At 69.4% G+C, this 19,831-nt stretch carries 14 protein-coding genes; 4 read left to right on the top strand and 10 right to left on the bottom strand.

Annotation, left to right across the window (positions count from 1 at the left end; genetic code table 11):
- Positions 1-123: 123 nt before the first annotated feature.
- The gene (tssK, locus tag Pla123a_RS15375; protein WP_231956491.1) at positions 124-1,596 is read left to right on the top strand and encodes a type VI secretion system baseplate subunit TssK; all 1,473 of its coding nucleotides are present in this window, start codon (positions 124-126) and stop codon (positions 1,594-1,596) included.
- Positions 1,597-1,632: 36 nt separating this feature from the next.
- Here the strand turns inward: tssK and tssG are convergent, their stop codons facing one another.
- The 8 genes from tssG to tssA all read right to left on the bottom strand — a co-directional run bounded on the left by tssG (position 1,633) and on the right by tssA (position 9,203).
- Positions 1,633-2,736: a type VI secretion system baseplate subunit TssG gene (tssG, locus tag Pla123a_RS15370; protein ID WP_146588509.1), complete on the bottom strand. Its 1,104-nt coding sequence runs from the start codon at positions 2,734-2,736 to the stop codon at positions 1,633-1,635.
- The gene (tssF, locus tag Pla123a_RS15365; protein ID WP_146588507.1) at positions 2,733-4,583 is read right to left on the bottom strand and encodes a type VI secretion system baseplate subunit TssF; all 1,851 of its coding nucleotides are present in this window, start codon (positions 4,581-4,583) and stop codon (positions 2,733-2,735) included. The genes tssG and tssF overlap by 4 nt, the downstream gene beginning before the upstream one ends.
- Positions 4,580-5,041, bottom strand: a complete 462-nt coding sequence (tssE, locus tag Pla123a_RS15360) for a type VI secretion system baseplate subunit TssE (RefSeq protein WP_146588506.1) — start codon at positions 5,039-5,041, stop codon at positions 4,580-4,582. Before tssE ends, tssF begins: the two co-directional genes overlap by 4 nt.
- 79 nt (positions 5,042-5,120) lie before the next feature.
- A complete protein-coding gene (locus Pla123a_RS15355) occupies positions 5,121-5,624 on the bottom strand; it encodes an Hcp family type VI secretion system effector (RefSeq protein WP_197528000.1) in 504 nt (167 codons plus the stop codon).
- A gap of 47 nt (positions 5,625-5,671) precedes the next feature.
- A complete protein-coding gene (locus Pla123a_RS15350; protein WP_146588504.1) occupies positions 5,672-5,998 on the bottom strand; it encodes an eCIS core domain-containing protein in 327 nt (108 codons plus the stop codon).
- A 79-nt stretch (positions 5,999-6,077) separates the two neighbouring features.
- On the bottom strand, positions 6,078-7,547 hold the full coding sequence (gene tssC / locus Pla123a_RS15345) for a type VI secretion system contractile sheath large subunit (RefSeq protein ID WP_146588502.1): 1,470 nt from the start codon (positions 7,545-7,547) through the stop codon (positions 6,078-6,080).
- A 58-nt stretch (positions 7,548-7,605) separates the two neighbouring features.
- A complete protein-coding gene (gene tssB / locus Pla123a_RS15340; RefSeq protein ID WP_146588500.1) occupies positions 7,606-8,115 on the bottom strand; it encodes a type VI secretion system contractile sheath small subunit in 510 nt (169 codons plus the stop codon).
- Positions 8,116-8,171: 56 nt separating this feature from the next.
- Complete coding sequence (gene tssA, locus Pla123a_RS15335) at positions 8,172-9,203, bottom strand: type VI secretion system protein TssA (RefSeq protein WP_146588498.1); 1,032 nt, start codon at positions 9,201-9,203, stop codon at positions 8,172-8,174.
- A 238-nt stretch (positions 9,204-9,441) separates the two neighbouring features.
- On the opposite strand from tssA, the gene Pla123a_RS15330 reads away from it, so the two are divergent.
- The 3 genes from Pla123a_RS15330 to Pla123a_RS25180 all read left to right on the top strand — a co-directional run bounded on the left by Pla123a_RS15330 (position 9,442) and on the right by Pla123a_RS25180 (position 12,301).
- Positions 9,442-10,068: a DotU family type IV/VI secretion system protein gene (locus Pla123a_RS15330; RefSeq protein ID WP_146588496.1), complete on the top strand. Its 627-nt coding sequence runs from the start codon at positions 9,442-9,444 to the stop codon at positions 10,066-10,068.
- Between the two features lie 53 nt (positions 10,069-10,121).
- Positions 10,122-11,690: a type VI secretion protein IcmF/TssM N-terminal domain-containing protein gene (locus Pla123a_RS15325; protein WP_146588494.1), complete on the top strand. Its 1,569-nt coding sequence runs from the start codon at positions 10,122-10,124 to the stop codon at positions 11,688-11,690.
- A gap of 482 nt (positions 11,691-12,172) precedes the next feature.
- Positions 12,173-12,301, top strand: coding sequence for a hypothetical protein (locus Pla123a_RS25180; RefSeq protein WP_261342756.1), 129 nt, complete (start codon positions 12,173-12,175; stop codon positions 12,299-12,301).
- A gap of 28 nt (positions 12,302-12,329) precedes the next feature.
- Here Pla123a_RS25180 and Pla123a_RS15320 read toward each other — a convergent pair whose 3' ends face one another.
- Together Pla123a_RS15320 and Pla123a_RS15315 are read right to left on the bottom strand one after the other, a co-directional pair.
- Positions 12,330-14,960, bottom strand: coding sequence for a LamG domain-containing protein (locus Pla123a_RS15320; protein WP_146588492.1), 2,631 nt, complete (start codon positions 14,958-14,960; stop codon positions 12,330-12,332).
- Positions 14,961-15,218: 258 nt separating this feature from the next.
- Positions 15,219-19,817, bottom strand: coding sequence for a carboxypeptidase-like regulatory domain-containing protein (locus Pla123a_RS15315; protein WP_146588490.1), 4,599 nt, complete (start codon positions 19,815-19,817; stop codon positions 15,219-15,221).
- Positions 19,818-19,831: the final 14 nt, after the last annotated feature.

Below are 19,831 nucleotides of genomic sequence, written 5' to 3'. Positions count from 1 at the left end.
GCCACCCGCGCCCCCGGCAATCTCAACTTTGCTTGGCGGACCCATGCGATCAGGAACGATGAACTGCTTCTGAGTAGCGGTTGTCCTCCCGATTCCCCGTCGCAGAGCGTCCCCAAGATGAGCATGTGCGAGCACTCCGTCCATTGGCACGAGGGGATGTTTCTCACGCCGCACCACTTCCAGGCGGCCGACCGACGCAACGCCCAGCTGCGGCAGCTGGGGTCGCAGTGGGACTCGCACTACAACTGGGGCCTCCGCGCCGTCGAGATCGACGCCGACGCCCTGGCCAACCACCGGCTGGTGGTCCGCCGCCTGAGGGCGCGGATGCCGGACGGCGAGCTGCTGTCCTTCCCCGAGGACGCCAGCCTGCCGGTGCTCGACCTCCAGGCAGCCCTGCGGAAGCACGAGCGGGTCACCATCTACCTCGCCCTGCCGCTAGAGAACGACACCCGCCCCAACACCACCGCCAACGGCGCCGACCTGGTCGCCCGCCGCGTGATCGACACCCGGCAGACACTCGACGAGAACTCCGGCGACCAGCCGCAGCCGATCCAGGTGCTGCGGCCCAACGCCAGGCTGCTGGTGACCGGCGACGACCTCGCTGGCTTCGTGGTGCTGCCGATCGGCGGCGTCCGGCGGTCGGAATCGTCGACCGGCAGCCCAGTAGTCGACCACGAGTTCATCCCGCCGCTGCTTTCCTGCGACGCCTGGCCCCCGCTGCACCAGGGTGTGCTGGGACGGCTGCTCGACCGGATTGAGAAGAAGGCCGAGGTGATTGGTTCGCAGGCCGCCGCCCGGCAGATCGGCTTCGACAGCGCGGGCCCCGGCGAGCGGCTCATGCTCGAGCAGCTCCGCGAGCTCAACGCCGCGACCGCCGTGCTCCGCATCGACGCTACTTCACAGGGCGTCGCCCCACTGACGCTGTACCGCGAGCTCGCCCGGGTGGTGGGTCGGTTGTCGATCTTCGGACCAAGGGGCCAGCTAACGCCACTGCCGGCGTACGACCACGACGACCTGGCCGGCTGCTTCCTCGCCGTGCGGGCGGCGATCGAGGGGCTGCTCGAGCGGGTCACCCAGCCCGCTTACCAAGAGCGGCTGTTCACCCGCAAGGAGATGCTGCTGCGGGCCGACCTCGACCCGGCCTGGCTGCACTCGGGGCGGTCGCTGTTTGTCGGCGTTCAGAGCTCGCTCCCCGCGGACGAGGTCGAGCGGTTGCTATCGACGGGTCGCAACATCAAGTTCGGCTGCGCGAACCGTGCGGACTCGCTGTTCCTGATGGGGCAGGCGGGCCTTGAGCCGCGGCGCGTCGTGCACACGCCGCGGGCGCTGCCGGTCCGCAAGGGCCTGCAGTTCTACACGCTGTCGGCCGACGCGGCGCCGGAGGAGTGGCGGCACGTCGAGCGTTCGATGACGGTCGCCGCCCGGCTGAGCGAGCAGCTGCTGGTCGACGAGTTTGCCGACAGTGGCTCGGTGGTTATCGATGTCGACGGCAAGGCGGCGACGCTCAGGATGTCGCTGTTCGCGGTTGAGGACGAGACCGCCGGCGCCCCGACCGGCGTGGAAGCAAATGAGCCGGCCGAGCTGGCGGCCCTCTAGGGTCGCCGGGCGCCGCTACTGGGCGGCGTCGACGCGTTATGACTCGATGGGCTCGAACACAGGGTCGTCGCCGTCGCGTCCCAACGGGCCGGCCGAGAGCCAGCTGTTCCAGCCGAGCCGCGCTGCGGGCTGCTCTGTGCGGGCCTCTAGGCGGGGCGCGTCTTGCTCGCGGAGCACTAGCTGCACGTCGAAGTCGAGTTCCGAACCGATCGCCAGCCGCACCATCTGACACAACGACACAAACCGCGGGCGGGCGTCGGCGTCGTTGACCGCGGGCAAGAACTCCTTGAACCGCTCACCGCAGAGCGGTCCCACCCGCACCCGGACGCGGCTCTGGCGGTCCCAGACCCGCTGCCCCAGCACACAGTCGACCCCCAGCCGGTTCGCGGCGCCGTTCACGCCGATCCGCGAGCGGTCGCACGCGGCCAGCTCGAGCCACTGCCCCTGGAACTGCAAGATCGTGATTGGCGCCTGGAAGTAGTCCGAAAGCATCGCGGCAACTTCCCGGGCCGGACGGCGTCGGCCGGACAGCAGCCCGGCGTGCCGCACCAGGGCGGGATCGCGGACGCGGTCGCGGACCGTCCCGTTGGCGTCGGCGACGCTCAGCCGGTCGCGGAGCCGCGCCTGGCCGAGGCCGATCAGGCTGTAGAGCGATCCCGTGAACGCGTCGGGCTTGACCAGCTCGGCGCGGCCATCGGCCACGCCACGGTCGATCCGGCACTTGGCCCACCCGCGGAAGAACTGGGCCACGAAACGGTTGCTGAACAGGTCGTACCAGGCGCCCAGCGTCCGCTTGGTGGCATCGCGGAGCCGGCTCTCGATCTGCACCAGCAGCTCGGTGTAGTGCCGCGGCAGCACGCCACTGGGGCCTGTCAGCCCCATGAAATTCACCGTCATCCGCGGCGGCTCGGCCGGGCTCTCGCCGTGCTCCAGTGCCTCGATAGCGCTCGCCGGGAACGCGGTTGAGGCCGGCGTAGCGAACTTAGCGGCGGGCGTGCCCGGAGTCCGTTCGGCCGACTGACGTTTCTCTAGCAGCGACACCGCCTGGAAGAAGTCGAACGCGCAGGGGTCGGCAAAGAGCTGCTGCTCGACCGAGCACTTCGGCTGCCCCGTGTTCGGCTTGTCGGCGGCCATACTCATAGCAGCTCAATCCCGCCCGAGCGAGGCGACCAGGCCTTCACGACGCCGCGTTGCTTTGTGGTGAGGGTCAGACGCGTGAATGAGTTGATCGTGGCGTACTCGGCAAAGAACCGCTCCAGCACGGAACCAAACAGGAACGCGCCCACGCCACGGAAGTTCTGTTCGTCCAGCTCTAGCTCGACCCCGATGCCGCGGCAGACACCGCCGTTGGCGGCGTCGCCGATCCGGCACACGGTCCGCCCAGCGGACAGCGATAGTACGCCGTCGATCATCTCGCTGTTGGCGATCGCCCGGGTGCGGTTGGTGGCGCCGTCGACGAAGTCGTACAGCCGCAGGATCTCTTGGAAGGCGGGCAGAGCCAGACGGCCGTCGGTCAGCGACAGGTGGTTCAGCGACAGATGCGACACCAACCGCCAGTACGCCGCGGCGCCAAGCGGCGGGTTGATCGGTGCGGTCGGCTTCCGCAGGCAGCGGGCCGAACGCACGGGCGTGGCGGTCTCCATCTGCAGTTCGAGCGCCGACGGGCTGGCGGAAATCCTCCTCGGCAGGCCCCGATTGGTGCACGTTGCGTGCACGGTCACGGTCTGCTCGGCGGGCATCGTGGGCTTGAAATCGAGGTCGACCAGCCGCAACGCCAGGTCGGTCCCGTGGTCGTCGGGCCGCTGGCTCGGCCTGCGGCGGGTGTGCCAGAACGCCCGCGCTTCTTCTTCGCCCGACCAGGAGTTCTCATGGTTCAAGCCGTACAGGGGTGCGAACCGCGTCTGCACGCCGGGCGCGACGCCGGTCACGCGGTCGACGCTGTAGACCTCGATTATCTCCCGTTGGTGCACGTCCGGGAGGATGGGGTACTCGTGCTTGGTGTGCGTCAGCCGGATCGGCTCGCAGACCTTTTCGAACAGGTTCACGATCGGCGTGCAGCCGAGGCGGAACACGCCGGCGTTGACCTCTCGGGCTAGGCGTTCGTCGGCTTCCTCAAGGAAGATCACCAGGTCGATCCGCCGCCCCGCGTTGGGAAGCGCCCCGGCCAGGCCGGCGATGTCAATGAACCCAAACTTTTCCGGGAAGGCGAACAACTCGGTGAGCAGCTGGTAGGCCTTGCCCGATTGCGGCGGCGTCGGCAGCAGCGACTCGTCGTCGCCGAAACCAACCGGGTGCAGCGTCTGCTCCGCCGACGCCGACATCAGCAGCCGTCGTCCGTCCGCCTCGCAGGTCCGCACCTCGACGCGCGAGGCCTTGTTCAGCATGGCCTCGTACAGACTCGCCATGAGGGCGTCGTCGCCCTCGAGCCGGAACCGCAAAGTATCCAGCGACAGCTCGCCAAACATCAGATCGGCGTGGGTCTGCAGGCTGATCCGCAGCACCGCCGCGGTGTTCGCGGGGGGCGTTAGCGAGCGGTCGAACGGCGGGAACTCGATCGCCGCGTCGACCACGTCAATCGGCCACAGCGTGACCGGGTAGCAGGTCCGGTACCGGCACGGCGATCCGTCCACCGGCTGCGTCCGCACCCCCGCGCCACGGGCCAGCTTCACGCCGGTCGGCTGCGGGCTGGCCGGGTCGGCCTCGAACTGGGCGATCGCCATCGACGGGATCGGGGCCAGGTACTGGGGGTAGAGCGTCGACAGCAGGCCGTCGGTGATCTCGGGGAACTCGTCGTCGAGCTTCTTCTCGACCCTCGCACTAAGCAGGGCGAAGGCCTCGATCAACCGCTCGACGTGCGGGTCGCGGCTCTGGTTGCGCTCGAGCAGCAGCTGGCCGGCCGCGGCCGGGTACTGCTTGGCGAACTCCTCCGCCTCGCGGCGGATGTAGTGCAGCTGCTCTTCGTAGTAGGGGTACAGCGCGTCGCTCATGCCCGCTCCGTCGTGACGTGGGTCCGGCCGCTGGTGCTGCGGACTCGGATCATCATGGTGAAGGCCCGGCCAGGCTCGGCCCGCAACGCGCCGCGGATCTCGAACCGGCCCTCGTTGCTGACGGCGTTGGGCGCCTCGGCCCGCACGCGGACATTCTCCAGGCGGGGCTCAAAGCGGGCGATGGTTTGCTCGAGCTGACGCGCAGTTGCCAGGCGTTCGGCGTTGGTGGCCAGCGACAACGAGGTCGGCGGCGGCGCACCGTAGGTCAGCAGTGACTCGGACGCTTCGGGGCAGCCGGCCAGCTTAGGGCCAGCCGCGACGCTGCACGTGTTCAGCAGGTCCTCGATGTCGTCGGCCAGGCTGCCGACGCCACCGGGGCGTGGTTCGGCAACGCCGCAGCAGGCGTCGACCAGGCGGTCGAGCAGCGAGGGCGCCAGCGTTGGGTAGGGAGTGCTCATGCGCGCCGATCCGGCAGTACAAAAAACGGGCCGCGGCGCGCCCTAGCGGCGGCCGCGGCCCGGCGTAGCTCAGACCAAACTAAATGGTCTTGTTCTCTTCCAGGTTCCAGCCCGCCTTGACCGGCGTGTCGAGGGCGCCCTTGTCCTTCTGCGGGCGGTACTGGTAGTTGATCTTGTTGAAGGCGAGGGTCACGGTGTCCATCGGCAGCGCGTTGCCAGACCCGCCGCCGGTGTTGTAGGACGACACCAGCACCTCTTCCAGCTTGATCTGGTAGAACTCTTCCTGATCGCCGCCGGCCTTGCGGGCGACGAGCGTGGCGTCCTTGATGTGCTCGCCCTTGGCGCACGACAGGAACAGCTTCGGCGACGCCTTGCAGGCGTACATGGTGAAGGTGAGGTCCTGCATGCAGACCTTGCCCGAACCGCCGCCCGAGGTGAACGGGATGCTCACCGGCTGGGTCTCGCCCCAGTTAAAGCCAAGGATCTGAATTTCTTTGGCGTGCTTCGAGTCTTTCGACTCGCCCTCGATGCCATCGATCTTCAGGAAGTAGTCGATCGATCCGTTGTCGTTCTTGTTTTCCACCGTAGCTTCTCCAGTCTATCTTTTTTTGTTTAGGTTTGGATTCGTATCTACGTCGCGAGCGCCTTGGCGCCCATGATGTCGGCTTCCCTCTCGAGGCCTGGATCGTCGTTGACCAAAATGCCGTTCACGTGAGCGGTTGGCTTGATCCGGCCCTGACGCTGCTGCACAACGTGCCACAGCTCGTGCGCGAGGCGCCGACAGTTGTCGTCTCCAGGGCCGACAAAGATGTCCGTGCCTTGGGTGAACGCAACAGCGCCTACCTGAGCCGGACGGCCGCTATTGCGATGAACGCGGACGTCGCTGACATCGATTCCGCTAAGGCTCTCGATGCCGGACTTGAGTTGGTCCGGCATGCCGGTATTGTTTTCCGCCATAGTTCACCTCCGCTCCTGTTGACGCTCCCGTGCCCCGCCCCCGGAAGAGCCGGGGGCGGGACGCAACGCGGGAGCTGAATTAGCCCTTCTTAGGAACCTCGGCAACCAGCCGCATGCTGGCGCTGAGCGTCTCGAGCTGGAAGTGGGGCCGCAGCCAGGCGATCGCCTCGTACCAGCCGGGCTTGCCGGGGATCTCGCGGACCTCAACCGTGGCGTCCGAGAGCGGGCACTTGGCCTTGGTGACGTCGCCGGCCATGGACGGGTCGCACACGTAGTTGGCGATCCAGTCGTTCAGCCACTTCTCGCACTCGTTGGCCTCGAGCATCGAGCCGACCTTGTCGCGGGCCATCACCTTCAGGTAGTGGGCGAAGCGCGAGACGCACAGCAAGAAGTTGATCTTCGTCGACAGGTCCGCGTTGGCCGTGGCCGAGTCGTCGAAGTAGGTCTTCTGCTTCTGGGCCGACTGGGCGCCCATGAACACGGCAAAATCGGTGTTCTTGGAGTGCAGCAGCGGCAGGAAGCCGAGCGTCGAGAGCTCGAACTCGCGGCGGTCCGAGATCGCGATCTCGGTCGGGCACTTCATCGCGACGTCGCCGTCGTCGGTGTTGAAGGTGTGCACCGGCAGGCCCTCGACCTTGCCGCCGCCCTCGACGCCGCGGACCTTGGCGTACCAGCCGTACTTGCTGAACGCGTCGGTCACGCGGGTGGCGTACGCCCAGGCGGCGTTCATCCACAGGTACTTGCTGTGGTCGCGGCCGTCGACGAACTCCTCGAAGTCGAACTCCTCGACGCTCTTGAAGTCCTTGCCGTAGGGCAGGCGGCCGAGCACGCGGGGCATGCACAACGCCACGTAGCGGGAGTCCTCCGAGTCGCGGAACGAACGCCACGAGGTGTGGGCCGCCGACTCGAAGATCTTGGCCAGGTCACGCGGGTTGGGCAGCTCGGTAAAGCTGGTCAGGTTCAGCAGCGCCGGCGAGGCGGCCGTGACGAACGGGGCGTGCGCTCCGGCAGCCACATTCGAGATCAGGCTCAGGAGGTTCACGTCCTCTGGGTGCCGGCTGAACTCGTAGTCGCCAACCAGCATGCCGTAGGGGGCGCCGCCGAGCTGGCCGTACTCTTCCTCGTAGACCTTCTTGAACAGGGCGCTCTGGTCGAACTCGACCGCGGTCTCGAGGTCCTTGAGCAGCTCCCGCTTGGTCGCGTTCAGCACGCGGATCTTGAGGGTCGTGCCGGTCTCGGACTGGTGCACCAGGTAGTGCAGCCCGCGCCAGCTCCCCTCGAGCTTCTGGAACTTATCGTCGTGCATGATCTCGTTGAGCTGCTCCGAGATCTTCTCATCGATCTTGGCGATCCAATGATTGATCTCGGCGGCGGCGTCCTGGCTGGTCACCTGGTCGGCGTCGACCACGTGGTTCAGGAACTCCTGCAGGTAGTCCCGCTGGTGCTCCAGCTCGGTGTCGTCGAGGGCGCGCGAGTTCTGGAGCAGTTTTTCGAGCAGGCTGAGTTCTTCCACATCAGCCGCGTCAACGGTTGCGTCGGCGGTCGCCATTATTTGGTTCTCCCAAGGGGGTCGGTGTGCGTGTTGGTTTGGGGGGCGGGCTGCGGGCCTACTTGGACTCTTCCGAGCCCAGTTCGTCCTTCAGCGACTTGGCGGCCTCGGCGTCCGAGAGCACCTCCTGCAGCAGGTCGGCGTACGAGTCGTTGCCTTCCATCGTGCTGAGGATCTGACGCAGCTTGTGGCGGGCGTCCAGCATGCTCTTGAGCGCCGGCACCTGCTTGGCGACGTTCTGCGGCTCGAAGTCGGAGATCTCCTCGAAGCGGAGCTCGGCCGACAGGTTGGTGCCCTCTTCGTCGCTCAGACGGTTGGGGACCTTCAGGGCCAGACGCGGGCCGACCTTGGCCAGCACCTCGTTGAAGTTGTCGCGGTCAATCGGCACGAACTTCCGCTCCTTGAGCGGCTTCGGCGGCTCTTCCTGATCGCCGGCGAGTTCCGACATGACGCCCACCACGAAGGGCAGCTCTTTCTGCTCCATGGCGCCGTTGGTCTCGACGTCGTAGGTGATCTGCACACGCGGCGGACGCACCCGGTCTAGCTTGTGTTGGAGGCTTTCGCTCATCGATCTGCTTCCTTTGGTAGGGTCTCTGGTAATTAGGTGGTAGGCACGAAACGGACTCAGGCCGATGCTTCGACTCCGTCCGCTTCGGCAATTCCAAACTCGCGGTTCAGCTCCGCGAGCGTCGTCTGCTCGCGGATCACGTGCTGCATCAAACTCGGGAACGGCAGCCGACCGAGTCGAACCGCGCGTTTAATCAGGTAGGGGATCGGGCTGTGGGGCTCCATCGCCCGCAGCTGCTCGGCCGTGTTGTCCAGCAGGGTGTAGAGCTGATCGCGGGCGGCGGGTCCGAGGGTGGTCGGTTTGAGTTCTTCCGGCGAGTGGCCGCCGTCCGGCTCCCTGTTCGGCTCAGTCGCGAAGCCGAGACGCGACAGCTCGTCCGCCAGCAGCCCGTGCAGGTCCGAGATCGCGTTCCGCAGCTTCAGCAGCCCCGGGGCGTCCTCGCCGAGCCGCTCGTCGAGCGACTTCCGCAGCCGCTCGAGCCAGTGCAGCGCCGCCGCCGCGTGGTCGTGGTTCTGCTTGAAGACCTCGGGGGTGATCTTCGCGCGGCGGAGGCTCAAGGCCTCGCCCTGTTCGGAGTCGCCCCGCATCTTCGTCCAGTCGACAAAGCTGCAGGCGTTCTCACCGGCGCCGATCAACGGCAGCGTGATGATTTGGTTCGGGAAGCACAGCCCGCGGACCGCGTCGTCCAGCAGGTTGGCCAGCGGCGTCGCACGGTTCTCGATCGGGTCGTCCCCCACAGCGGGGCTTACCCGGTCCCAGCACTCTTCGACCATCCGCGCTACCAGCTCGAGCCCCTCGCTCAGCCCCCGCAGCCCATCGACTCGGGTGCGGGCCTCAACCAGGTGGCAGGCGGTGCGGAGGTCCTTGGCGTGTTCGGTAAGAGCAGACTCGCACTGCTCAACGACCTTGGCCCACTCGGCGCGTTTGAGCTGCTTGGGCCGGGTGGCGTCGTCGAAGTGGTCCGCCTGTTCCTCGCGGCGCAGCTCCCTGAGCAGCGGCGAGAGCGTCATCGCAAAATGCGCCTCGTCGCCCGTCGGCGAGTCGCCGGGGAGTGGCAGCAGCAGGGCTTCGCAGGTGGCGCTGGGCATGAAAACTGATTCCGATGAAGCCACGATGGTAGGAGGATAACCGTCGCGTCAAAGGAACCTAGGTCACCCGTAGGCGTCACGATCGTCGGGAGGCCAATTTCGCGAATCTTTGTCTCCGACTGCTGTGGTCCCCCCGGTGGCCTACTCTTTGTCAGCGCAATAAGCGGTCGCGGGGCGCGTCCCGTCGCTCCCCCGCCCGCACACCCCGCACATCCCCTACAACCGGCCCGCCGCCCGCATGCGACCCGCCACCCACCAGCGCCTGCACGAGCCTCTCCACAGCGCGATCGACTACGCGCTACGGCTGCACACCGCTGTCGGCCGCGGGGCCGAGCTCTGCCTGGCCAAGGAGCAGGCGGTGCTGACCAACCTGGCCCTCGAGGTCCCCGACGGTGGAGCCGACCCGGCCTTCCGCGGAGCCCGCTACGCCCTGGTCTGCTGGCTCGACGAGCTGTTCATCTGCCACTCCGACTGGGCCGACCGCTGGAGCGAGCGCAAGCTCGAGTCCACCCTGTACGGCGGCAACGACCGCGCCTGGGACTTCTGGCGGCAGGCGAAGCTCGCCGCCGCCCAGACCGACGACGACGCCCTCGGGGCCTACTACTTGTGCGCCGCCCTCGGTTTCCGCGGCGAGATGCGCACCGACCCCGCCGCCCTCAACAGCTGGTTCGACCAGACCCGCACGCGGGTCACCCGCCACGCACGCCAACGCACGCCCCAGGCGGCCGGCTCGCGCCGCCGCCGCGCGGGGGCTCCGCTGCGGGGCGAGGCCCGCCTCCGCCGGATGCTGGCGATCGCCGCGGTGGTGACCATCGCCCTCGCCCCGCTCGCCACGTATGCCGTGATGCAGCGGCTGCTCGCCTAGCCCGCATCCCCCAACGCCCTACCCGCTGCCGCCCGTTCCGCCCGGAAGCCTCCATGTTCGCGAAGATCCGCAAAGCGGCCCCCGCCCTCGGCAAGATCGCCGTCGCCCCGTTTGTCGGCTTCGCCCGCGGCGCGGTCGCCGGTGGCCGGACCACCTGGACCCTGCACTTCGCCCTGCTCGGTTCGGTGCTCGCCGGGCTGTGGCGGCTGAACAACTACCTCGAGCTCGACAAGGTCGTCCGCGCTCCGTCTCAGCTGCTCCGCGAATTCTGGCTGCCGCTGCTGTTCCTGCTTGCCTACGCCATCGCCTGGTCGGCGGTCGCCGCCTACCGGGCCGCCACCCGGCCCGGCGCCGAGTCGCCATTCCCCGAGATCGACCGCTGCTGGCAACGCGCCCTCGCAGCGATGCGCCGCCACGGCCTCGACCTGGCCGACCGCCCTACCCTGCTCTTGATCGGCGAGCCCGCCGGCCGCGAGGCCGAACTGCTTTCCGCCTTCGCCCTCACCCCCACCCTCGGGCCGGTCCCCTCGCAGGCCGACGCCGAGCTCCGCATCCTGGCCGACGACCAGGCGATCTACGTGCTGTGCCACGGCCCGTCGCTGCTGAGCCGCGCGGCCGAGCGGCTGGCCCACCAGCGGATGCAAAACCGCCACGCGACCGCGGCCTTTGCCCACACCACGCCGGCCGAAGATAGAATCCCGGCCGCCCTCCGCGTCGAGGCGCTCGCCCACGCCGGCACGACTAACCGACCCGCCGCCGCAGCGGAGCAGCTGCTGGTCGACGACTCGGAATTCCTCTCACTCGCCGAACAAACCGATCTCTATCCCGCCGATGCATGGCCGACTGAGCCGCTGTTCTCGGCCGACGAAGCGGCCGCCTGCGCCGCCCAGCTCGACTATGTTGTGTCGCTCCTCCGACGCGAACGCGACGGCCTGCGGGCGCTCGACGGCATTGCCGTGCTCACGCCCGCCGACGCCGGCGCGTCCGATGCCGCGGCGGCCGACGCCCGCACCGCGATGGAGCAGGACCTCGACGTCATCGGCGAGGCGGCCGGCGTCCGCTGCCCGGTGCTCGCCGTCGTGACCGACCTGCAGCACGCTCCCGGCTGCGGGCGGCTGCTGCACCTGCTCAACGCCGACCGCAAGGGCCGCCGCCTCGGCGTGGCGATCCCGGCCGCCGCCGCGACGGACGCCGCCACCCAAGTCGAGCAGCTCCGCGAGCTGACCGGCCCGATGGCCTCGGCCCTCTGCCAGCGGCTCATGCAGGTCGAAGCAGACAACAACGCAGAAGTCCTCCGCGACAACGCCGCGTTGTTCGAATTGGAGTCGTGCCTCGCCGCGCGGGGCGGACGGCTCGCGACGATAGTCTCTGGCGCCGTGGCGGGCGCCGACGGCGCCCCCTGGCCACTCGAGGGCTGCTACCTCACCGCCACCGGCGACCAGCTGGCCGGCAGCCAAGCGTTCGGCGCCGGCGTGCTGCAGCGGCTGGTCGAACCCGCCACGCCCGCCAGCTGGACGCCCGAGGCCCTCGAGCGCGACGCTCAACAAACCCGCTTCGCCCAGCTGGGTTACGCCGGTCTGGCGGTCGCGTGCTCGGTGGTCGGCCTGCTGCTGCTTTTGTAGCGGCGTCTCGTAAGCAGCCTATGGGAGACTTCTCCGAGGTCGATTTGACGCCGCCCCACCGCACGCGTTTTGTCCCGATATTCAATCGCAGGGGACAAAACCCACACCTCAACAACGGCCCTCTTGCCGTAACCAATTACCTGCCCACGCCTTACGCGGTCGCCCGACTTGGCCCCCAAGGTGTTTTGTCCCGCACCCAGCCAATCGCATCGCTAGGGACAAAACTCACCCCGATGGCGACCCTCAAACTGCCGGCTCCCGCCGGCAGCGGCGGTTGGTAGGCGAGGCGCACACGCACAACCAACCCCTCATTGGACCGCGCGGGATGGCTCTTTTCGACAACGCAGTGGAGAACGGGCCGAACAACCGCGGAAACCAACCCATCGTCGGCGCGGGTGTGGGGGCCCACCTGCCAGCGTGCGGGCGCGGATCGCCTGCTGGCCAAGTGGTTGGGCGTGTTTGGCCCCGCCAACGGCGGCAGAATGAATTGGCAGTTGTCTGAGGTAGATCGCAAGGTCGGCTTCTCATCCGGCGCGCTGACGGTCATCTCCGCGCGGATCGACGCGGTCATCGCCGACGGCGCGGCCGAGCACCTCGACATCAAATTCTAGTCTCCGTCGCGACGCCGGCTCACGAGGTTCAACCGCCCAGATTCCGCCGGCTGATGGGACGCACCCGGCCAAGAGTTGCCAGCACACTCGCGAGGAGGGCGAACGCCGCGGGCTCCGGCACGGCGGCCGCGCCGACGACCGTCATTGTCGCGCCGTAGTTGCCCTGCCAAGCGGCGTACTGGGCAGAGCCAACCGCTGCGGCGGAGGGGTCGTTGAAGAGCGTGCCGGCCGGCTGGCCGACGTTGTCACGCCACACCACGTAGTCGGCGGCGTCGACGGCGCCGTCGTTGTTGTAATCGCCGGCGAGGTTGCTGACGGCGGTCAGCACCAGGGCGTTCGGTGTGCTCTCGGCGAGGCTGAACAGCGCGCCGTCGGGGCCGCCGAGCGTCAGGTTGTTGGTCAGCCCGACGGCGGTCAGCACGGTAATGCTCTCGCCCAGCGCCGGCAGGTAGCCCGCGTCAAGCGACACCGACAGCAGCCCGTCGAGCGCCGCGGCGCCGTCGACGTTGAGCGGGTCGTGCGACGGGCCGGCGAGGGCGACCTCGAGCTCCGCGCCGCTCTGCAGGTCGAGCGTCCCGCGGACGTTCCCGGAACCGGCGAGGCTGGCGCCGGCCTCAATCGCGGTCGTGCCGAAGCCGGTGTCGCCTTCGACAATCAGACGCCCCTCGGCGACCGTGATCCCGCCGGTATGCGTGCCGACGCCCGCCAGCAGCAGATCGCCCGCGCCCGACTTGGCCAGCCCGCCGTTGCCCGAGATCGTGCCCCAGTGCTCGGAGGTTTCGGCGTTGTTGATGATCAGCCGGCCGCGGCTGCCGAGCGTGATCGCCGACGTGCCGACGCCGTTCAGCCCGGCGATCTCCTGGGTCGTGCCGTTGAGGTCGAGCGTGGCGGCCGCGGAGATGTTGACCACCGTAGTGCTCGGCAGCGAGCCGAGCTGTTCGCCGCCGTGCAACGCGGCGACCTGCTGGGCCGAGAGCGACTGGCTGAAGATCTGCACCGAGTCCATCAGGCCGTTGAAGTTGAGGGCGCCGTCGCCCGGGTTGTTGGCGCGGCCGAGCTGCACTAGCGAGCCGACGTCGGCGTTGCCGAAGGCGGAGTCGGCGGTCGAGGTCGTCTGCGCCTGACCGTCGACGTAGATGGTGTACTCGCCACCGCTGTTGACGTAGGTGACCTGATGCCACTGCCCGTCGGTTACCGTGGTGGAGCCCGGGGCGGTCTGGAGGAAGCCGCCCGCCCAGCGGACACCGGCGGGCTGGCCGCCGCTGCCGGCGCCGGCCCCGTCACCGAGGTAGAAAGCCGTGTTGCCGCGGTCCCAGCCGCCGTCGGTCTTGCTGAGGATCGCGCCGCCGGCGGTGGTCGTGTTGACCCACGCCGACACGGCCCAGTTGCCGTCGGGGGCGAGGTCGGTGATCGCGCTCTGGACGTCCACCGAGGCGCCGCCCGACAGGCTCACGGCCCGCCCCTCGCGCCCGCCGCCGGCGTCGACAATGGTCGCCCCGCCCGCGAGCAGGCCGTTCAGCGGGTTGCCGGCCGAGCCGCTATTCGGCACCCCGACGCCCCGGACGTTGTCAAAGGTGTACTCCGCCAGCAGGCTGCCGCGTGAGAGCCGGAGCGTGCCGCTCTGGATGTTCGTCGCGCCGGCGTACTCGTTGGCGGCGGCGAGGGTGAGGTCGTTGGCGCCGGTTTTGGTGAGCGAGCCGTCGCCGCGGAGCGAGGCCTCGATGACCATAGGCCCCCGCGCTGCCTCGAAGGTCGCGGCGCCGACCAGCGTGGTGTTGCCCGCCAGGCGGAAGATGTCCTGGCTGAACTGGTCGTGCCTAACCGTGGCGTTGGCGACCGTCAGGTCGTTGATCGTGACGCGGCCGGTGGCGCCCCAGCCGTTGTACAGCAGCCGCCCGCCTCGGTTGATGGTTAGCGACTTGCCGGCGAAGGTCCAGCTCGGCGTGCCGTTGGGGGTGCGGAGGTCGAAGCCGCCGGTGGCGTAGTCGGCGTTGGGGTGCGCAAACGTGTTGTCGCTCCACTTGTCGGCGTGGTGGAAGCCCGAGGTCCCCGGCGCGTCCGAGCCGGTCAGCGTGACGTTGGTCGCGTTCCAGGCGGTCGGGTTGGCGGCCGAGCCGATGCCCCAGTCGGCCCGCAGCGCGTAGACCAGTGCGACGTTGCGTTGGGCGTTGAGCTCGCTCCACTCGGTGTCGTAGTTCAGCCCGTACGGCCAGAAGTGCGTGCCGTCGGTCCCGACCCGGGCGCCGACGCCCTCGAACTGCTCGAGGATCCGCACCGCGCGCGGGCCGTCCCACGAGCGGCCGTTGGAGGCCGAGAAGGTGCCGGTGCCGAGCCAGTGGTCAAGCTCGTGCATAGTGACGCGTTCGTTCGGCCAGGTGCCGCCGTACTCGATGATGCCGCCCCACCCGCCGTAGCCCGCCTGGGCGGTGGGGACGCCGGCGTTGTAGGCGGCCTGGACATGGCTGCCGTTGCCGCCGGTGAAGTCGCCATAGGCGTTGTAGCGGGCCAGCGCGCCGCTGAGCGCCGCGTTGGCGGCGTTCTGCCGCGCGTCGCCGCTCCAGCCCCAAGACAGCGAGTACGTGAGCTGCGCGTCGGCGCGGCCGACTAGTAATGCACAGCAGCACAACACGCCCCACCCAACACGCCTGGTCTGATCCATATTCTCTGGTTCCGCCGGTTCCGGATGGCCCAGGAAAACGCCGCGATCCAGACGGCATGGGGCCCAAAAAAGAGCAAGCAGGCCCGGCGAGCAGCGATCGCCCGCGAGCGCCCACGAGACCTCAGCTTTGTTTATATTTTGGCCAGAAACCGCACGCTTGTCTACCGATCCGCGACCGCAGGAGGGCGTTGTTTACCGCAGTCGGGCCGATCATAGAGGCGTGCGAACGGAAAAAGACCCGCGGATCGAGCGCCGCGGCTACAGCGAGAGCTTCAGCTCAGCGGTCGCGGTCGCCCCGGGCTGCACCTCGACCCCGGCGGCGCCGGTGCGCTGCGACTGCTCCTTGACGCTCCACACCAGGTACTTGCCCGGCTTCACCTTGGTGAACAGGAACTTGCCCTGGGCGTCGGTCTTGGCAGACGCGATCGGCTTCTGCTCGGGGTCGCGGAGCTCGACCGGCAGCCCCGGCTGGGGTCGGACGCCCTCGGTTACCGCGCCGGCCACCTGCCCCAGGCCGGCCAGCGTGGCGTCCTGCAGCGGCGTCTGGATGGTGCGGCTCGTGGTCAGCCCCACCCCGTTGGTCACCTGGGCGGTGATCAGCGTCACCGGCACGCCGGCGGGCATCGGCACGGTAGCGACCCACTGGCCCGGGTGGGCGGGGTCCTCGACCGCCGGAACCAGCGCGGCGCCCTTGGGCGGCGCGTCGTCGATTGGGGCGCCGGCGTACAGCACCACCTGCTGAATCCCAGAAAGGTCGTCGACCGCGGCGACCGCGAACGCCAGCGGCTTCCCGGCGACGCCTGCCTCGGCGGGCTTCACGGCAATCGAACTCGCCGCGTCGCCGTCGATCACGACCGGCTGCACCGCCGAGGCGATCACGGCGCCCTCGCTGTCGAACACGCGGGCACGCAGCAGCCGGCGGCCGATGAGACCGGTGGTGTCGAGCGCGTCGTCGACCGGGATGATCGTCGGGTGCAGCAGCAGTGCGCCGCTCTTCGCCGCCGCCCCGATGGTCACCTGTTCTCTTCGCGCGGTCGGGTAGCTGCGGCTCCGCTCGACCAGTCCATCATTGCCCGAAACGTCTCCGCCCGGGCTGGGCTGAACGATATCAACCTGCAGCGACGCCCCGGCCGGGACCGGGGCGGCGTCGACGGTGAAATTCAGCGCATCGCCCGACGCGACCATGTCCGGGCCGCTCAGCAGAGTGATGGGCTGCTCGACCAGGTTCAGACGCTGCGTTTGGTCGCCGATCGGACGCGGCGCGCGGCGGAGCGACGCCCGCCGGACGCCGTTGATTGCCAGCTGCGCGAGCACCTCGGGCGCCGCGCTCCAGTCGGGCAGCAGCGAGGCGGTGAGCGTTGCGGTCGGCTGGTTGGCCGTCAGCGTTGCCGACAACCGGCCGCCGGCGACGATTGCAGAGCTGATCGACGGGTTGGCCAGCTGCCAATCGATATCGATCGGCTCGGGCGCGCCGGCCAGCCGCTCGACACGCAGCGTGGCGATCGGGGCGCCACGGGCGTCGGTTGCGAGCCGGGCGTCGAGCACCTCGAGGTACTCACGCGGGTCCCGGACGGCGAGCAGGGTCTTTTGATGGAAGAGCTGCTTGTTGGTCGTGGCGTCGGTGATCGACACCGTGATTGCCCCGCACTCCTGCGGCGTGGCCGGCTTGGGGGCGGCGCCTGGCGCTGGCACGGGAAGGGCGAGCGACAGCGGCGCCTCACTAAACGGGGCCACCGTAGCCGTCGCCGCGTAGCGGGCGCCGGCGTCGACCTGGGCGGTGAACGCGAACTGGTCGCCGGTGCGGTTCTTGACGATCAGCCGGGTCTCGCTCGGTTGGCTGCTCGGCGGCAGCCGCCATCGGTCGGTCACCCGCGTGCGGACGCCGGCGGCCTCGGCGTACAACTCGAACGGGCTGGCGTCGGCCAGCCGTGGCCCGGCGACCCGGCAGTGGTGGCAGCGGTCGCCGCACACCAGCCGCAGCAGCACGCCGCGCGTGGCGGCAATGTCCGCGAAGCTGGCGTCGGGTTTGATTGTCGCCCGCAGCGTGACCCGTGATCCGCCGTCGGAGGCCCGTTGCTGAACGTCCACCCGCAGGCAGCCCGTGGGCTGGAGCACCTGCACGCTCAGCGGCGTGTGATCGGGGTGATCGATCTGAAGCTCCAAGCGATCGGACGGTGAGCGTTCGCAGAGCGCGGCGAGCGTCGGCGCGGCGCCGAGCGAACCGGCCTCCGCAGGCCGGACGGCGAGCACCGGGGGCGCTTGATCGTACAGCGGCGCCCACCGCTTGGCGGCGGCGGTGGCGAACTCGGTCCCGCCGAGGTCGTCACCGGACAGCCTCAAACGCTCGGCGTTGGCCTCGCGCCACGCGGCGCGGACCTGCAGGCCCGCGCGGAGCGCCGGGCCGGCGTTGCGGCCGTCGAGACGGGCGAGGAACAGGCTGGCCGGCAGCACGCGGCTGGCCCGCTCGCGGATCGCCAGCGGCAGGTCGTCATCGATCTGCCCTTCGGTAGCGGCCATCGCCTGGCGGACCGCGTCGAGCAGCACGGCGCCGTCGTCCGAATCGGCGTGCGGGTTGAACGAGGCGATCACCTTGCTGAGGTTGTCCGAGGGCATGCCCATCAGCCCAAGCAGGCACGAGGTGCGTTGCGCCTCGTCCAGGGCGCGGCTCCGCCTAACGATCCGGCTGGCGACCGACTCGATCGCGAGCGCGGGGAGATCGGCCTGCGGCACACGCGACACGGCGTTCGGCGCGGCGATAAGCTCCCGGAGCTGGTCGGCGTCGGCGGCGACCGCCTTGCTCAGGGCCAGGCTCACCGCCTCACGCTGCGGCGCCCGCAGCAGGGGAAGGTCGAGCAGGCGTTCGGCGTGGGGCGCCCGCTCGGCGTCGCCGCCGCCGAGGTCGGCGACGAGTTGCTGCACGGACTCGACGCTCACGGCGGCGAGCAGGGTGCGTTCGAGTTGTGTCAGTTGGGTGACCAGCGTCGCGAGCTGGTCCCACTCGGCATCGGCGACCCGTTTGTCGGTCGCGGCGATCTGTTGCAGCAGGTCGGCCAGCCGGGTCGCCCCGCCGACCGACTCGTTCCAGGCGTTCTCGAGCGACTTGCTCGACCGCACCAGGGGGAGGGTCGCCGGGAGTTCGGCCGCCAGTCGGTCGCTGACCGCAATCGCGGCGGACAGCTGACGCTGGCGCAGCGCCGCCTGGTGGAAGAGCGCGCGTGCCCGGCGGTTGAGCGCCGCGGCGTCGTTTTCGGCGGCGAAGCCGGGCGAGGTAATCACTGCCCAGGCCGACTGGTTGTGCTGGTCTGCCTGCATCAGCAGCGGCTTCACGGCGGCGACGGACTCGGCCCGCGACCAGGCACGCTCGCGCAGCACCGTGGCTTCTAGCAGACCGGACAGCGTCAAGGGGTCGGCGTTTGGGTTGGCGGCCGCGATCTCGACCAGTCGGCACAGGTCGACGACCTCGAGCGGCTGATCGGCGGGGCCGCGGGCGGCGATCTCTCCCGCCACGACCGGCGCCAGCCGGCAGAACTCGGCGGGGCACTCAAGCAGCGCCGCGAAGCCGGCAGCCGCCAGCGTGTCGGTTGCAGCGTCGGCGGTCGCGTTGCGGAACGGCGCCAGCAGCGGGTCCAGTTTGGGCGGCGGCGGGTCCTGCTTGGCGGCGGCCAGCAGCGTTCGCCAAGCAATGAGCGTCGGATCGTCGGAGGCCATGTCAACCTCGGCCAGCGAAACGCCGGGCGCCAAGGAAGTTTGGGCCAGCGCTTCGCGTATGCCCTCCAGCAGCGGCTGGTTGGCGACCGCAAGTTTGGCGGCAATCGTGTCGGCCCCCGCGCCGCGACGCCAGCGGCGGCCGGCGTCGAGCAGGTTGTCTTCCAGCCGTCCCAGCAGACGCGGCGTCAGGCGGCGTGCGCCGGCGTCGGCAAGCTCGTCGCGGGTGGCCCAGCCTGCGCTGAGCGCCGCCGGGTACTCCTCGACCGCCTGGGGCAGCGGCAGGGCGTCGTCGACACGGCCACTGACTGTCAGCAAGAAATCGGCGTCGCCGCCGCCAAAGAAGCGGGGCGTTTGCTGCTGGTCGGGCCACTGCCGCGACCAGGCCGCCACGCGGTCGCAGACGTAGGCGCCCACCTCACAGGCCGAGACCCGCCCGTCGGTAACGCCAGAACGGTTGGCGCCGTCGGCGTGTCCGGCGAGGGCGGCCTCGAAGAAGTAGCCGAACGCGGAACGTCCGGTCCCGAAGATCTCGGCGGCGGTCTCGTGCGGCGAGCAGCTCACCAGCGTCAGGCGGCCGAGGTGGCGGTGCTGGTCGAGCAGCCGGTAGACGTCGCTCGCAACGCCCGACGGCAACAGCGCCGCCGCCCCGTCGACGGCGGTCCAGGTCAGGTCGAGCACCAGCAGGGTCGGGTGGTCGCCTGCTTCGGTCTGCTTCAGCAACGATTCGAGCGGCAACGCCCCGACGCCCGTGTAGGGTCGGAACTCGTTGGTCATCAGCGCGACCCGGCCGTGGTCGTCGCGCACCGCGTAGCCAGAGACGTAGACCACGCGGGCCCCGTGGTGGTTGGCGTCGCGTTGCAGCTCGGTGCGGAACAGATCGGCCGACAGGTTGCGGTCGGAGTGGAACGTGTGGCGGCGGAAGAAGCCGGCGGCGGCCAGCGCGTCGCGGTCGTTCTCGCCGGCAATGATGTCCGGCACCAGCGGGGTCCGGAGGTGGCTGGCCCAGCCCGCGACGAAGGTCGCCTCGGGGGGCGGGTCAATCCAACTCGCCACGGCCGCCAGGACGCCGAGCAACGCAGCGGCGGCGGTCGCGCCGATCCACAACGGGCGGCGGTTGCGGGGGACAGGGTCGGTCGGCGTGCGGGTCATGGCGTTTACATTCG

Origin of the sequence: Posidoniimonas polymericola, assembly GCF_007859935.1 — a bacterium.
Classification (GTDB): Bacteria; Planctomycetota; Planctomycetia; order Pirellulales; family Lacipirellulaceae; genus Posidoniimonas; species Posidoniimonas polymericola.
The sequence above is the reverse complement of the archived record's forward strand: the minus strand, read 5'-3'. Positions and strand labels throughout refer to the sequence as shown.

Coding starts and splice junctions, on each gene's coding strand:
- tssF (WP_146588507.1), bottom strand. CDS start 4,583: ATGAGCGACGCGCTGTACCCCTACTACGAAGAGCAGCTGCACTACATC.
- Pla123a_RS15330 (WP_146588496.1), top strand. CDS start 9,442: ATGCGACCCGCCACCCACCAGCGCCTGCACGAGCCTCTCCACAGCGCG.
- Pla123a_RS15350 (WP_146588504.1), bottom strand. CDS start 5,998: ATGGCGGAAAACAATACCGGCATGCCGGACCAACTCAAGTCCGGCATC.
- tssB (WP_146588500.1), bottom strand. CDS start 8,115: ATGAGCGAAAGCCTCCAACACAAGCTAGACCGGGTGCGTCCGCCGCGT.
- tssC (WP_146588502.1), bottom strand. CDS start 7,547: ATGGCGACCGCCGACGCAACCGTTGACGCGGCTGATGTGGAAGAACTC.
- Pla123a_RS15325 (WP_146588494.1), top strand. CDS start 10,122: ATGTTCGCGAAGATCCGCAAAGCGGCCCCCGCCCTCGGCAAGATCGCC.
- tssK (WP_231956491.1), top strand. CDS start 124: ATGTGCGAGCACTCCGTCCATTGGCACGAGGGGATGTTTCTCACGCCG.
- tssG (WP_146588509.1), bottom strand. CDS start 2,736: ATGAGTATGGCCGCCGACAAGCCGAACACGGGGCAGCCGAAGTGCTCG.
- Pla123a_RS25180 (WP_261342756.1), top strand. CDS start 12,173: ATGAATTGGCAGTTGTCTGAGGTAGATCGCAAGGTCGGCTTCTCATCC.
- tssA (WP_146588498.1), bottom strand. CDS start 9,203: ATGCCCAGCGCCACCTGCGAAGCCCTGCTGCTGCCACTCCCCGGCGAC.
- Pla123a_RS15320 (WP_146588492.1), bottom strand. CDS start 14,960: ATGGATCAGACCAGGCGTGTTGGGTGGGGCGTGTTGTGCTGCTGTGCA.
- tssE (WP_146588506.1), bottom strand. CDS start 5,041: ATGAGCACTCCCTACCCAACGCTGGCGCCCTCGCTGCTCGACCGCCTG.
- Pla123a_RS15315 (WP_146588490.1), bottom strand. CDS start 19,817: ATGACCCGCACGCCGACCGACCCTGTCCCCCGCAACCGCCGCCCGTTG.